Origin of the sequence: Acinetobacter radioresistens DSM 6976 = NBRC 102413 = CIP 103788, assembly GCF_006757745.1 — a bacterium.
Classification (GTDB): Bacteria; Pseudomonadota; Gammaproteobacteria; order Pseudomonadales; family Moraxellaceae; genus Acinetobacter; species Acinetobacter radioresistens.
In genome coordinates, this window is record NZ_AP019740.1 from 1,301,404 (window position 1) to 1,313,571 (window position 12,168).

General features: G+C 40.3%; 13 protein-coding genes. 3 read left to right on the forward strand and 10 right to left on the reverse strand.

Annotation, left to right across the window (positions count from 1 at the left end; translation table 11 throughout):
* Nucleotides 1-10: 10 nt before the first annotated feature.
* The 7 genes from hscA to ACRAD_RS06050 form a co-directional block, all read right to left on the reverse strand.
* The gene (hscA, locus tag ACRAD_RS06020) at nt 11-1,870 is read right to left on the reverse strand and encodes a Fe-S protein assembly chaperone HscA (RefSeq protein ID WP_005025693.1); all 1,860 of its coding nucleotides are present in this window, start codon (nt 1,868-1,870) and stop codon (nt 11-13) included.
* 37 nt (nt 1,871-1,907) lie between these two features.
* Entirely contained in the window at nt 1,908-2,423 is a 516-nt protein-coding gene (gene hscB / locus ACRAD_RS06025; RefSeq protein ID WP_005025694.1) for a Fe-S protein assembly co-chaperone HscB, read from the reverse strand.
* A gap of 82 nt (nt 2,424-2,505) precedes the next feature.
* Nucleotides 2,506-2,826, reverse strand: coding sequence for an iron-sulfur cluster assembly protein IscA (iscA, locus tag ACRAD_RS06030; RefSeq protein WP_005014569.1), 321 nt, complete (start codon nt 2,824-2,826; stop codon nt 2,506-2,508).
* Between the two features lie 34 nt (nt 2,827-2,860).
* A complete protein-coding gene (gene iscU, locus ACRAD_RS06035) occupies nt 2,861-3,247 on the reverse strand; it encodes a Fe-S cluster assembly scaffold IscU (protein ID WP_005014568.1) in 387 nt (128 codons plus the stop codon).
* A 68-nt stretch (nt 3,248-3,315) separates the two neighbouring features.
* Nucleotides 3,316-4,533: an IscS subfamily cysteine desulfurase gene (locus tag ACRAD_RS06040; RefSeq protein WP_005014567.1), complete on the reverse strand. Its 1,218-nt coding sequence runs from the start codon at nt 4,531-4,533 to the stop codon at nt 3,316-3,318.
* Between the two features lies 1 nt (nt 4,534).
* Entirely contained in the window at nt 4,535-5,008 is a 474-nt protein-coding gene (locus tag ACRAD_RS06045; RefSeq protein WP_005014565.1) for an Rrf2 family transcriptional regulator, read from the reverse strand.
* A gap of 111 nt (nt 5,009-5,119) precedes the next feature.
* Entirely contained in the window at nt 5,120-5,764 is a 645-nt protein-coding gene (locus ACRAD_RS06050) for a hypothetical protein (RefSeq protein WP_005025696.1), read from the reverse strand.
* Nucleotides 5,765-5,966: 202 nt separating this feature from the next.
* On the opposite strand from ACRAD_RS06050, the gene ACRAD_RS06055 reads away from it, so the two are divergent.
* The 3 genes from ACRAD_RS06055 (at nt 5,967) to ACRAD_RS06065 (ending at nt 8,873) form a co-directional block, all read left to right on the forward strand.
* On the forward strand, nt 5,967-6,443 hold the full coding sequence (locus ACRAD_RS06055; RefSeq protein WP_005014562.1) for a phasin family protein: 477 nt from the start codon (nt 5,967-5,969) through the stop codon (nt 6,441-6,443).
* 157 nt (nt 6,444-6,600) lie between these two features.
* Entirely contained in the window at nt 6,601-6,873 is a 273-nt protein-coding gene (locus ACRAD_RS06060) for an HU family DNA-binding protein (protein ID WP_005014561.1), read from the forward strand.
* 128 nt (nt 6,874-7,001) lie between these two features.
* The gene (locus ACRAD_RS06065; protein WP_005025697.1) at nt 7,002-8,873 is read left to right on the forward strand and encodes a SurA N-terminal domain-containing protein; all 1,872 of its coding nucleotides are present in this window, start codon (nt 7,002-7,004) and stop codon (nt 8,871-8,873) included.
* Nucleotides 8,874-8,928: 55 nt separating this feature from the next.
* On the opposite strand, the gene ACRAD_RS06070 is transcribed toward ACRAD_RS06065, so the two are convergent.
* The 3 genes from ACRAD_RS06070 to ACRAD_RS06080 form a co-directional block, all read right to left on the reverse strand.
* On the reverse strand, nt 8,929-9,420 hold the full coding sequence (locus ACRAD_RS06070) for a GNAT family N-acetyltransferase (RefSeq protein ID WP_005025698.1): 492 nt from the start codon (nt 9,418-9,420) through the stop codon (nt 8,929-8,931).
* A gap of 91 nt (nt 9,421-9,511) precedes the next feature.
* On the reverse strand, nt 9,512-10,711 hold the full coding sequence (locus tag ACRAD_RS06075) for an acyl-CoA dehydrogenase family protein (RefSeq protein ID WP_005025699.1): 1,200 nt from the start codon (nt 10,709-10,711) through the stop codon (nt 9,512-9,514).
* Between the two features lie 31 nt (nt 10,712-10,742).
* Nucleotides 10,743-12,035 (reverse strand): acyl-CoA dehydrogenase family protein, encoded by a 1,293-nt coding sequence (locus tag ACRAD_RS06080; RefSeq protein WP_005025701.1) that lies wholly within the window; start codon nt 12,033-12,035, stop codon nt 10,743-10,745.
* Nucleotides 12,036-12,168 lie beyond the last annotated feature (133 nt).

Below are 12,168 nucleotides of genomic sequence, written 5' to 3' on the forward strand. Positions count from 1 at the left end.
TACCTGTTTTCTAGTTTGAGTTTGACCAATCATCAAGTTTAGTACCTTTTAATGCATGATCAATATGCTGATTCATACGTAAGGCTGCGAAAGTATCACTATGGACTTTGAGCTGTTTAACTGCCTGCTCAATTGAATGAATATCATTTTGCTCCAATTGGCCTTTTAAAGCATTTTTTGCAGCTTGAAGTTCGGTTAACTGGTCTTTGGATAAAAGCTCGGCATCAACCTTTAATGCTTGCTCCAGTGCTTCCAGTTCACGTTGTGCTTCTACTTTGGTTTCTTGTAGGTGCCGTAAATCTTTATCTTCTTCAGCATATTTGAAACCCTCAAGGAGTAAACGTTCAGTATCTGCTTCTGAAAGGCCATAAGAAGGTTTAATATCAATTTTGGCATTTACACCAGACGTAGTTTCTTTGGCACTTACTGTTAGCAAACCATCCGCATCCACCTGAAAGGTGACCTCGATACGGGCCTGTCCGGCAGTCATAGGTGGAATACCATGTAATACAAAACGTCCCAAACTGCGGCAGTGTTCTACTAGATCACGTTCACCTTGCACGACATGAATCAGCATAGCAGTCTGACCATCTTGATAAGTCGTAAATTCTTGACGGCGAGCTACCGGAATGGGGGTGTTACGCCCAATCAGACGTTCTACCAGTCCACCCATGGTTTCAAGACCAAGCGATAATGGTGTAACATCTAACAATAATGAACCTTCTTGAGTATTACCAATCAGTTGGTTCGCAGTAATAGCTGCACCAATTGCCACAACTTCATCTGGATTAATAGTACAAAGCGGTTCCTGATTGAATACTTCTGCAACAGCACGCTGGACTGCATAAGAGCGAGTAGATCCCCCAACCAATACAACATTCTGAATATCCGATAATTCAAGTTTAGCATCACGCAAAACACGTTTACAGACGCTAATCGTTTTATCCAGTGCAACTTTAATAATGCTTTCAAAGGTTGGGCGGTCAAGCTGTAAAGTATGGTCCAATATCGTCAACATGGTCGAATCGGCATTTGTTAACGCTTCTTTTGCCCGACGTGCAGCAAACAATACCTGTGCATATTCCTGATCATTGAATGTTTCAATATTAAGTTCTTTTTTTGCCCACTTTACAATTAACCGATCCAGATCATCACCACCTAAGGCTGTATGGCCTCCAGTAGCCAGAACTTCAAATACACCTTGACTGAAACGTAAAATTGAAACGTCAAAAGTGCCGCCACCTAGGTCATAAATCACATAGTTACGATCAGTTGCAAGATTGGTTGCCTGATCTAAACCATAAGCTACAGCTGCTGCTGTAGGCTCATTTAATAGACGTAAGACATTAAGTCCGGCAAGCTGAGCTGCATCACGGGTAGCCTGACGTTGAGCTTCATCGAAATAGGCCGGTACGGTAATGACTGCACCATTTACCGGATTTTGTAAGCTTACTTCGGCACGGCTCTTTAATTGCTTTAAAATATCAGCAGAAATTTCAACAGGAGTTTTATGGCCTTGTACAGTTTCAAAGGCAGGCATCTGACTGGCTTCACCCACTAATGTGTATGGGTGCTGAAATTTAATATCTGTCTGTGAGCGTCCCATGAAGCGCTTAACAGAAATAATGGTGTTTTTGGAGTCACTAGTAACAAAAGGCTTGGCCTCTTCGCCATAGTGAGTCGAATCTAAGCCGTAATGCACAATAGATGGGAGTAATACACGACCTTGTTCGTCATTCAGTACTTTGGTTTTTCCTGATAATACGGTCGCGACAAGCGAGTGCGTGGTTCCTAAGTCAATTCCGATTGCAATACGGTGTTCATGTGGCGCACTTGATTGACCCGGTTCAGCAATTTGCAAGAGAGCCATGTATTAAATCCCTTGTAAACAAGTAATAAAAATAAAATTAATAGTCATCATCTAAATCAAAGCTGTCATCATCTAATAACTGGTCTTCAGCTTTATCAATGTCATTCAAAACTTTCTGAAAGAAACGCAATTTACGCACGGTATCACGTGCTTCAGCCCAGTCTTCTTGCTGATAATCAATCTTGAATTCACGGACCAGTCCATCTATCCATTGTCTGACTTCTTCTTTAAGTGTTTGAAGCTGCTCAGTATCGGTAACTTCATCTAGCTGTTCTCGAATTTCCAGAGCTGACTGCAAGAATTCAAAATCATTAATAGATTGGTCAAGATGATAGTCCTGCTTTTTTAAGGCCAGCAAATAGGCTGCACGGCTATCAACCTGTGATAAAATTTTGTATGCCTGATTAATTTCACTTGATTTGATCAGTGCTTGGTCTTTATCTGTGGCTTTATCTGGATGATATTGTTGCTGCAATTTTAAAAACTGATTTTTTAAAATTGCCAAATCAATATCGAGTGCTACAGGAAGATTGAACAACTCAAAGTGATTCATGAAAGATGATTTCCAGGCTAGTAAATACAGTTAAAACAGTGCTAGAAGCACTGTTTTAACTTCGATACATGAGAAAGGTAATTTAGACTGTGAAAGATTCACCACAACCACATTCACCTTTCTGGTTCGGGTTGTTGAACTCAAAGCCTTCATTTAAGCCATTTTTTACATAGTCCATTTCTAAACCATTCAGGTAAACCAGACTTTTAGGATCTACGAAGACTTTTACACCGGCCTGGTCAAAAACTTGATCATGTTCATTAATATCATCAACAAATTCAAGAACATAAGCCAAACCGGAACAACCAGAAGTTTTCACACCAATACGAATGCCTTCACCCTTACCACGGTTCTGCAGGTAATTTCGAATATGAGTTGCAGCAGTTTCAGTTAAGTGGATCATGAAAACTCCATTAATTTATCTAGGATACGTCTAATCAGGCTTGAGATTTCTTGCTACGATAATCTTCAATAGCTGCTTTAATCGCATCTTCTGCCAATACAGAGCAGTGAACTTTAACCGGCGGTAATGCGAGTTCAGTCGCAATATCAATATTCTTGATCGCTTGCGCCTGATCAAGAGTCTTGCCTTTTAACCATTCGGTAACTAGGGAGCTTGAAGCAATAGCAGAACCACAACCATAAGTTTTAAAACGTGCTTCTTCAATTACACCGCTATCGTTCACTTGAATCTGAAGACGCATAACGTCACCACATGCTGGTGCACCCACCATGCCAGTACCTACATTTTCTGCGTTTTTATCTAACACGCCCACATTACGGGGATTTTCGTAATGATCAATTACTTTTTCGCTATAAGCCATGATGCTTCTCCAAACCTCGGGGTCAGCCTTAATATTAATATGAGGGTAAAAACACTTATTTCAATAAATCAGTGTTCAGCCCATTCAACTGAAGAAAGGTCGATACCTTCTTTATACATATCCCAAAGCGGAGAAAGTTCACGTAATTTCTCAACAGCAGCTTTGGTAATTTCCAATACGTGATCAATATCTTCTTCAGTTGTATATTTGCCGAAACTGAAGCGGATAGAGCTATGTGCAAGTTCGTCTGACAAACCTAGTGCACGCAGTACATATGATGGTTCGAGGGTTGCAGAAGTACAGGCCGAACCACTTGAAACTGCAGCATCTTTAAGTGCCATCATTAAGGATTCACCCTCAACGAAATTAAAGCTGACATTTAAATAGTTGGCAACGTTCTGAGTCGGGTGACCATTTAAGAAAACCTGTTCAAGATCTTGCAGGCCATTCCAGAGCTTGTCACGCAATACACGCAGACGTTGCTGTTCAGCCTGGAGGTTTTTACCTGCCAGTTCGAATGCTTCGCCCATACCAACAATTTGATGTGTTGGCAGAGTACCAGAACGCATGCCACGCTCATGACCACCACCATGCATCTGAGCCTTTAGACGTACACGTGGAGTGCGGCGTACATAAAGTGCGCCCATACCTTTAGGACCATAGATTTTATGAGCTGAGAAACTCATCAAATCAATTTTCATGGTAGAAAGATCAATTTCAACCTTACCGGCTGCCTGTGCAGCATCTACATGGAAGAAGGTTTTATTGGCACGGGTCAATTCACCAATAGCAGCAACATCAGTAATGGTGCCGATTTCGTTGTTAACCATCATTAAAGATACAAGAATAGTATCCGGACGAAGAGCTGCCTGAACCATTTCAGGCGTAATTAAACCTGTTTGTGGCTGTGGTTCCAGATAAGTAACTTCAAAACCTTGCTCTTCCAGCTCACGGCAGGTATCAAGTACAGCTTTATGTTCAATTTTGCTGGTAATAATGTGTTTGCCTTTGGAAGCATAGAACTGAGCTACACCTTTGAGCGCAAGGTTGTCAGATTCTGTTGCACCCGAAGTCCAGACAATTTCACGTGGATCAGCTTTAACCAGGTTGGCCACCTGCTCGCGAGCGTATTCAACTTTTTCTTCTGCCTGCCAGCCATATGCATGTGAGCGAGAAGCTGCATTACCAAAAGTACCATCAAAGGTTAAGCATTCCATCATACGTTCAGCAACCTGTGGGTCAACTGGCGTAGTTGCTGCATAATCAAGATAAATTGGACGTTTCATGTCAAATACCTGTAACCGATAAAAGAGCTGAATCAAAACCTGGTGCGTTTTGGCGAATAGCAACGGTCTGTACGTTGTCACGGGCTACAAGATCAGCCAGAGTGATTTTCGCAAGATAATCGGCAATGTGATGGGAGAGTTCTTGCCATAAATCGTGAGTCAAGCACATTGCACCATTTTGACAGTTACCTTTATGGTCGCAGCGTGTTGCATCAACAGTTTCATTTACAGCTTCAATAATTTCTAACACAGTAATTTCATCTGCAGTTCGTGCAAGGTGATAACCGCCATTAGCACCGCGAACACTGGAAACTAAACCATGACGCTTCAATTTAGCAAATAACTGCTCAAGGTAAGCGACTGAAATAGTTTGGCGGGCAGCAATTTCTGCTAGCGTGATCGTTTGTTCAGTTGGCTGCAAAGCTAAATCAAGTAGAGCAGTCACTGCGTAGCGACCGCGAGTGGTTAAGCGCATGACTCGATACACATGTTGAGACTAGATATATAGATTTTAAGAATCCCGACTAAAATAGTCAAGTTTTTTTACGGTTAATTGTAATGTTTTAAAACCTAAGTAAAAATATTTTTATTTTGGCCATAAAGTATATATCAATAAAGTAATAAAAAGCAGGCTTATAACCAATAAAGATAGCTTTAAATATTTGTTTTTTTGCTCAATACGTCGAATACGGCTTTTATGCAATTTTACTTCCACCAAAAGTGAGTTAATTTGTACTCGCTGCTGGTCAATTTTTTCAAGTAGAGGGGCAATACGTTTTCTTGACGCAATGACTTCATCTTCTTGAGGGGCTTCTTTTAACCACTGACGCCAGTCAGCAAATAGTTTTGGTACACTAAAGTGTAAAATAAGATCACGAAACTCGTCACGTAATAAAGGATCTCCTGCAATACGCATGGCTTTAATACTACGACGATTACCGAAAATAATGATGCGTAATAAATCTAGCAGGGTAGAGTTAATCTCTAAATCAACTGGCTTTACAGGAGCACGGCTGTCAAAAAGCAGACCATGAGGACTAAACTGTACATAAAAATCAAAATAGGGTAGATAACTATTAATTTTAAGTACGATTTGCTTTTCAACAAATTTTTTGGCGTGTACGCGAACGACCCGATCATGCTTCAACACAAAAGAAAAAACCGTTTCCAGTACGATCATCACAATGGTGAGCAACAAATGATGATTTGTTCTTTGTTGCGACTCGCTCATATATCTTCATCCTTTAGTATTTAATAGAGCGTCCCGTCTCTAACCCGAACTGAGACTGCTGCATACTCTTAATAATTTACTGATTTAATGTGCTTTGTAGAACAGTTTAATCAAACGATCAAGCCCGGGCGTTGTTATTATAGGGCTATTTTTGTAGCTAAATGCAGTATAATGTTTATAAAATATTCAGGAGATTGTTTAAATGGATAATACCAAAACGGATCTGGTTGAAGAAACAACATTAAATAGAAAAATTCCTGGAACCAAGAACAGTACAAGAAGCGGCCGAAAGTCTGCTCTGGATTTCAGAAAATATACTAAACAGATTTGGCTGGCTGGCTTGGGTGCATTTTCTCGTGCTGAAGAAGAAGGAAATAAATTATTTGACTCACTGGTCAAGGTTGGAGAAGAGCTGGAATCTAAGACATCAGATTCTGCTGAAGCTGGTAGTAAAATAACTGAACCCTCTCGAAATCCGGTTCATGAAATCAAGGATGGCGTAGAAAAATCTATAGATCACAGTATTCAGAATTCATTAAGCAGGATCGGACTGGCTACTACTAAAGATATTCAACATCTGGAACAGTTAATATTACAATTACATCATAAGGTTGACGTTTTAGTAAAAGAAAACCAGATATTGAAAGAACAAGAGTTGAAAAAGCAGTCTGAATCTTAACTTTCCTAATTTTTCAACATTTTTTTAGCATTAATTTTTGCGAAATCTTATTTTTCAGTATTGCGTTTTCCCCTAAAGCATTGCTATAAAGGCGTCATGGCCTTTTAAACTACAGCCTTGGTTCTTAAACAAACGATATCAAGAGGACGTTATCTTCATGAATAAATCAGAATTAATTGATGCGATTGCAGAAAAAGGGGGATTGTCTAAAACTGATGCTGGTAAGGCATTGGATGCGACTATTGCTTCAATTACAGAAGCGCTTAAACAGGGTGATACTGTAACTCTAGTGGGTTTCGGTACTTTTGGCGTGAAAGAACGCGCGGCTCGTACTGGCCGTAATCCTAAAACTGGTGAAGAATTACAAATTAAAGCAAGCAAAGTGCCTAGCTTTAAAGCAGGTAAAGGCTTAAAAGATTCTGTAGCTTAATCTTTTGTGGCTCAAGAACGCGCCAGAAGGCGCGTTTTTTATTAAAATGAAGAAAAGCCTGGCTTTATACATTCATTCACTTGTGTTTTTCAGTTAAAATCCCTTCGAAATAAAATATTGGAATACTTATGGAATCTTTTCGTAAAGTCATAAAGGGTTGGCTTGGTATCGTCCTGCTAATTTTGTTTTTGACCCCTTTAGCATTTGTAGGTATTGAAGGATATTTTAGCGGGGGTAATAAAGAAAATGTCGCTGCTACAGTAAACGGGCAAGAGATCTCCAAAAAAGAACTAGAGTCACTGACTAAATCTTATAAAGAACAATATTTAAACTTTGTAAATGGCGATGAGACCTTGCTGAATCAGCCTTTTATTCAGCAAACGGCACTGGATCATCTGATTGCACAGAATCTGATTTTACAGCAGGCTGAAAAACTGGGTATTTCTTTAAGTGATGCACAAATTGAACAGATGCTGGCCCAACAGCCAAGCTTCCAGCAAAATGGACAATTTTCTCAGACATTATATGAAAACTACTTGCGTTCTGTCGGGCTAACCAGTCAGGGCCTGATTGCAAACTTGCGACAAGACCATGCTTTAAAAATGTTAAATAGTACATTTGTAGATTATACGCTGGTCAGCAAAGTTGACATGAATCAGATTGCTAACTTGCAGACTGAGCAACGTACATTATTCCTGTCCAGCATTCCGCTAGATGAATATAAAAAGAATATTCAAGTTAGCCAGCATGACATTGCTAACTATTATCAGAAGCATAAAAACAGTTTTAAGCAGACCGCCCATGTAGATGTGGATTATATTGTCTTGTCACCCGAACAGGTAAATGCTAAAGCAGCACCTGTTACGGGTGCTGAATTGCAGCAGGCTTATGCAAATTTTGTCGAAGCTCAAAATAAGAATGCACAGCGTGAAGTTAAGCATATTCTTATTGCAACTTCTGATACCCGAAACGAAACCCAAGCGCAGAAACTCGCTAACGAGGTTTATGCAAAGATTCAAGGAGGGATGAATTTCGCACAGGCAGCTGCACAATATTCAGATGATACGGACTCTAAAACGAAAGGTGGTCTGATTGAAAGTTACCAGACAGGAGTTTATTCTGAAGCTTTTGATAAAGCTGTTCTGGGTTTAAAAGCAAATCAGATATCTCAACCCGTAAAGACCCAATATGGTTATCATATTATTCAGGCACAAACACTTGCGCAGAATATTCCTTCGTTTGAAACTGAAAAGAGCCATCTCGCTGCTGAAATTCAAAAGTCTAAAGTTGCAAACCTGTTTACTGATACGGTAAACAGTTTAAATGAAATGGTTGTTAGTAGCGATTCACTTGATGTGGTGCCTCAAGAAATCAAAGGTACACGTATAGAAACAGTTAAAAATGTTGGTTTAAATACTCGTCATCCAGTATTAAATGACCCAAGTGTGAAAACCCGTATTTTTAATGAAGATGTTAAAAATGGCGATCGTAATGTAACTAGCAATCTGCAACTTGCTACAGGGGAAGCAGTTTGGGTTAAAGTACGTGACTATCAGCCTGAAGGAGTTCAGTCGCTAGCTCAAGCTACTCCTGCAATTAAAACTAAAATAATTGACGAAAAGGCTGCTGGTTTAGCTGCCGCGAAGCTTAAAACTATGCTGGATGAATTTAAAACTCAACCAGCTCAACAGGTTTTAGCTAAACATAAAGTAGCTTTCCAGAGCGCTGGTACATTTACCCGTTCTCAAGGCTTAAAGCGCGAAGTCGAACGTGCTGCTTTTAGTGTAGCAGCCCCAAAAGCAGGTATGTGGTCTGTAACTACAGCAGCCTTGCCTAATGAGCTGGTATTGGTTGCTGTGGCAAATGTTAATAAAACCACTTCTAATGCTTTAACACCGGAACAGCTTCAGGAGCTAAGTAAGCTCTATCAGCAGTTACGTGGGCAGCAGGAGCTGGAAGATTACACCCAATATCTAAAATCTAAAGCTAAAATTAAATAGCCTTTAAAATAAAAAAAGCACTTCGGTGCTTTTTTTTATTGATCAGCTTTTTATATTAATAAGCCAGTTTTTTCGCCATCCATATTTCACAAGCATTACTATGTCCTGTATTACCTAAAGGCTGATCAAGACGTTCGAATCCTAGTCGTTCATAAAGTTTGACAGCTTGATATAAGGTGGCAGTTGTTTCCAGATATATTTTCTGGAAGTTTTGCTGTTGTGCAAATTCAAAACATTGTTGTAAAAGCTGTTTGGCCAAACCGTATCCTCGAGTTTCAGGAAGAAAATACATTTTCTGGATTTCCAGAATTGAAATATCTCCCTGTAGCGGTGCAATACCGCCACCTCCTACTATTTTTCCCTGTGTGCTCTCTACTATCCAATAGCGACTGTTGGGTTCTTGATAAATCTGATATAGATCATCCAAGATGGGATCGGAGACTGCAAAACCTGCATCACTGGCAAGGCCGAATTCCTGAGAGACAGTACGGATAATTTGGGCAATAGATGGATTATCTTTAGATTGAATAAGTCTTAAATTAAACATATTGGAATTAGTCAGAACTTAAAAAGAAGACAGACTGTTATAACAAAAAATCAGTTAGTTGTAAGTCTGTCTCTCTATAAGCGGATCTTTGCTATTTAAGTTCGCTGGAAGTTTTTCCTAACTCGCGCCGGGCAATAATCAGCTGTTGAATCTGCTGAGTACCTTCAAAAATATCCAGAATCTTTGAGTCACGTGCCCATTTTTCTAACAGTTCGTCTTCCCCATAACCTACGCTACCTGCAAGCTCTACACATTTTAGTGTAATTTCATTACCAATTCGACCTGCTTTAGCTTTGGCAATTGATGCTTCTTTTGAATTCGGTTTCTTGTTGTCTGCCATCCAGGCAGCTTTTAATGTGAGTAAACGTGCTGCTTCCCACTCCGCCTCCATTCTATAAATCTGTGCAGCGAGATATGAAGTTTGTAAATAAGGTGTAGCATAGTTCTGGTCAAGCTGTTCTTTAAAAATTTCCTTGATACGTTCCAGAGAAGCCCGGGCACAACCTACTGCCATAGCAGCCACCAGCGGACGTGTATTGTCAAAAGTTTCCATCACTCCAGCAAAACCTTTCGCTATATCAATATCCGGATTTCCAAGTAAGTTTTCAGCTGGTACACGGCAATTAATAAAACTGAAAGCCGCTGTATCTGAAGCTTTTATTCCTAATTTATGCTCTAGTCGTTCTACTTTCATACCCGCTGTACCTTTCGGTACCACAAAAGATTTGATTGCTGCACGGCCGAGCTTAGGGTCAAGCGTAGCCCAAACTACAATTGAATCAGCACGCTGGCCTGATGTTACAAAGATTTTTTCACCGTTCAGTATATAATCTGTTCCGTCTTTAATTGCTGTAGTTCGGATTGCTGCAGAGTCAGAACCACAGTCCGGTTCGGTAATTGCCATTGCAGCCCACATCCCTTTAAAGCGTTCTAACTGTGAGTCATTGGCCACTGCTGCGATGGCAGAATTTCCCAAACCCTGACGAGGCATACTGAGCAATAGTCCTGTATCGCCGTAACACATTTCCATAATGCCCAGAGCTGTGGACATATTTACACCATTTTTATTACCCTGTATGTCGGCGCCACGTTTTCCGACTGCTGCACCTGCATTCAGTCCTTCGCCCCCTTCATTCATTCCATCGATGAGAGAGGCAATCATATCCAGTTCTTTAGGGTAGCTGTGTTCAGCTTTGTCATACTTACGAGAAATAGGACGTAATACATGTAAAGCAACCTCTCGAGCTTGCTGTACCATCAGCTTATACTTTTTTGGATTCTGCAAATTCATTTTTTAACCTTTTTTATAATAATGGGCTGATTTAAGCGTGTAAGCCAGAATACAAAATCGCTGTGGCTCGCAAGTCCCGATACCAGCGCTCTACCGGATATTCCTTGGTAAAACCGTGGCCTCCTAAAATCTGTACACCATCAGTACCAATTTTCATGGATTTTTCTGCACATAAAAGCTTTGCCAGATAAGCCTCCCGGTGAAAGGGTTCTCCTGCTTCTGCAAGGCTGGCGGCATTCCAGAGCATCATGCGCATTGCCTCAATCTCAATGGCCATATCTGCAATTATAAAAGCGATACTCTGACGATGCGAAATAGGCTCACCAAATGCCATACGCTCATTTGCATAACGAACACAGTAATTTTTTACAGCCTCACAAGTGCCGATAGCCAGTGCGCACCACATCAGCTGGCCTAAATCTAGAAAAGCGCTATAGTCAAAGTCTTCATCTCCCAGCCGCTCAGCAGGAGTTTGATTAAACTTTAATGTGACAGTTTCACAGGCTTTAAGTCCCATGGCAGGACATTTTTTATAACTTACCGTACTATCGCGTATTGCTACGAATACATCAGCTTGTCCATTATAGTCAGCACTCACAAGGAGCAGATCAGCGGTTTCACCTAAGAGGACCAAGGTTTTTTCTCCAGTAATATAAAACTGCTGATCTTTAAAAACAGCCTGAGTATCTAGCTGAAAAGGGTTAAACGCCGAAGAGTTTTCTTGAGTTGCAAAAGTAGCCTTAAGATCATTGAGGTGGTTAAAAGCGGTCAGGTATTTAGCCTGAACCTGTTCAGAACCCCAGCGACTCAAGGCATTAATTGCACTAAAACCAGAAAGTAGCCCAGCAGCCAGACTGAAATCTCCTCGACCAAGCTGTTCTGTAATCAGAATATTGCTAACAATATTTAAATGGTCTGCTACTCCTCCAAGTGCTTCAGGCAAAGCATATTCATTAAGTCCTAGGTCTTTCGCGTGTTGCCAGATTTCTTGAGGAAAAGTCTCATTATGATCAGCGCGGGCTGCCAGAGGGTAAAGTATCTCCTGTGCAAATTGGTGCATACTTTCAACGAGCATCTGTTGTTCTTCACTCAAGTTTAAATCAAACAGGTTTTTTCCTTGAGGTGATAAGCGCTGTTTTTTTAGTGACTGACTTTTAAAAAACTTTTGTGATTGGCTTAAACTTTTAAAACCAGCTTTAGAGCCTTGGTAAAGTGACTTTTCAATGAGCTTTCTCAAGTTAAACTGATCAATTACTTCACTACCTGCAATTCGGGTAATCAGTGATAGGCCTAGCCCTTGTGCTTTATTCATCATTTTTGTCATATATTTTCCAGCAGTTTTTTATCGTTATGCGGGATATGCTGACATAGCTTATGATAAAACACCATGTCAGATATGACAGAAGTTGATTGGCTCTATTAGAGTATAATGATTATAGTATTTAAAAATTAAATAT

Bases quoted from the DNA above. Each gene is read 5' to 3' on its own strand.
- ACRAD_RS06045 (WP_005014565.1), bottom strand. From the start codon at position 5,008: ATGCGCTTAACCACTCGCGGTCGCTACGCAGTGACTGCTCTACTTGAT.
- ACRAD_RS06065 (WP_005025697.1), top strand. From the start codon at position 7,002: ATGGAATCTTTTCGTAAAGTCATAAAGGGTTGGCTTGGTATCGTCCTG.
- ACRAD_RS06050 (WP_005025696.1), bottom strand. From the start codon at position 5,764: ATGAGCGAGTCGCAACAAAGAACAAATCATCATTTGTTGCTCACCATT.
- ACRAD_RS06060 (WP_005014561.1), top strand. From the start codon at position 6,601: ATGAATAAATCAGAATTAATTGATGCGATTGCAGAAAAAGGGGGATTG.
- ACRAD_RS06070 (WP_005025698.1), bottom strand. From the start codon at position 9,420: ATGTTTAATTTAAGACTTATTCAATCTAAAGATAATCCATCTATTGCC.
- ACRAD_RS06075 (WP_005025699.1), bottom strand. From the start codon at position 10,711: ATGAATTTGCAGAATCCAAAAAAGTATAAGCTGATGGTACAGCAAGCT.
- ACRAD_RS06080 (WP_005025701.1), bottom strand. From the start codon at position 12,035: ATGACAAAAATGATGAATAAAGCACAAGGGCTAGGCCTATCACTGATT.
- iscU (WP_005014568.1), bottom strand. From the start codon at position 3,247: ATGGCTTATAGCGAAAAAGTAATTGATCATTACGAAAATCCCCGTAAT.
- ACRAD_RS06040 (WP_005014567.1), bottom strand. From the start codon at position 4,533: ATGAAACGTCCAATTTATCTTGATTATGCAGCAACTACGCCAGTTGAC.
- hscA (WP_005025693.1), bottom strand. From the start codon at position 1,870: ATGGCTCTCTTGCAAATTGCTGAACCGGGTCAATCAAGTGCGCCACAT.
- ACRAD_RS06055 (WP_005014562.1), top strand. From the start codon at position 5,967: ATGGATAATACCAAAACGGATCTGGTTGAAGAAACAACATTAAATAGA.
- hscB (WP_005025694.1), bottom strand. From the start codon at position 2,423: ATGAATCACTTTGAGTTGTTCAATCTTCCTGTAGCACTCGATATTGAT.
- iscA (WP_005014569.1), bottom strand. From the start codon at position 2,826: ATGATCCACTTAACTGAAACTGCTGCAACTCATATTCGAAATTACCTG.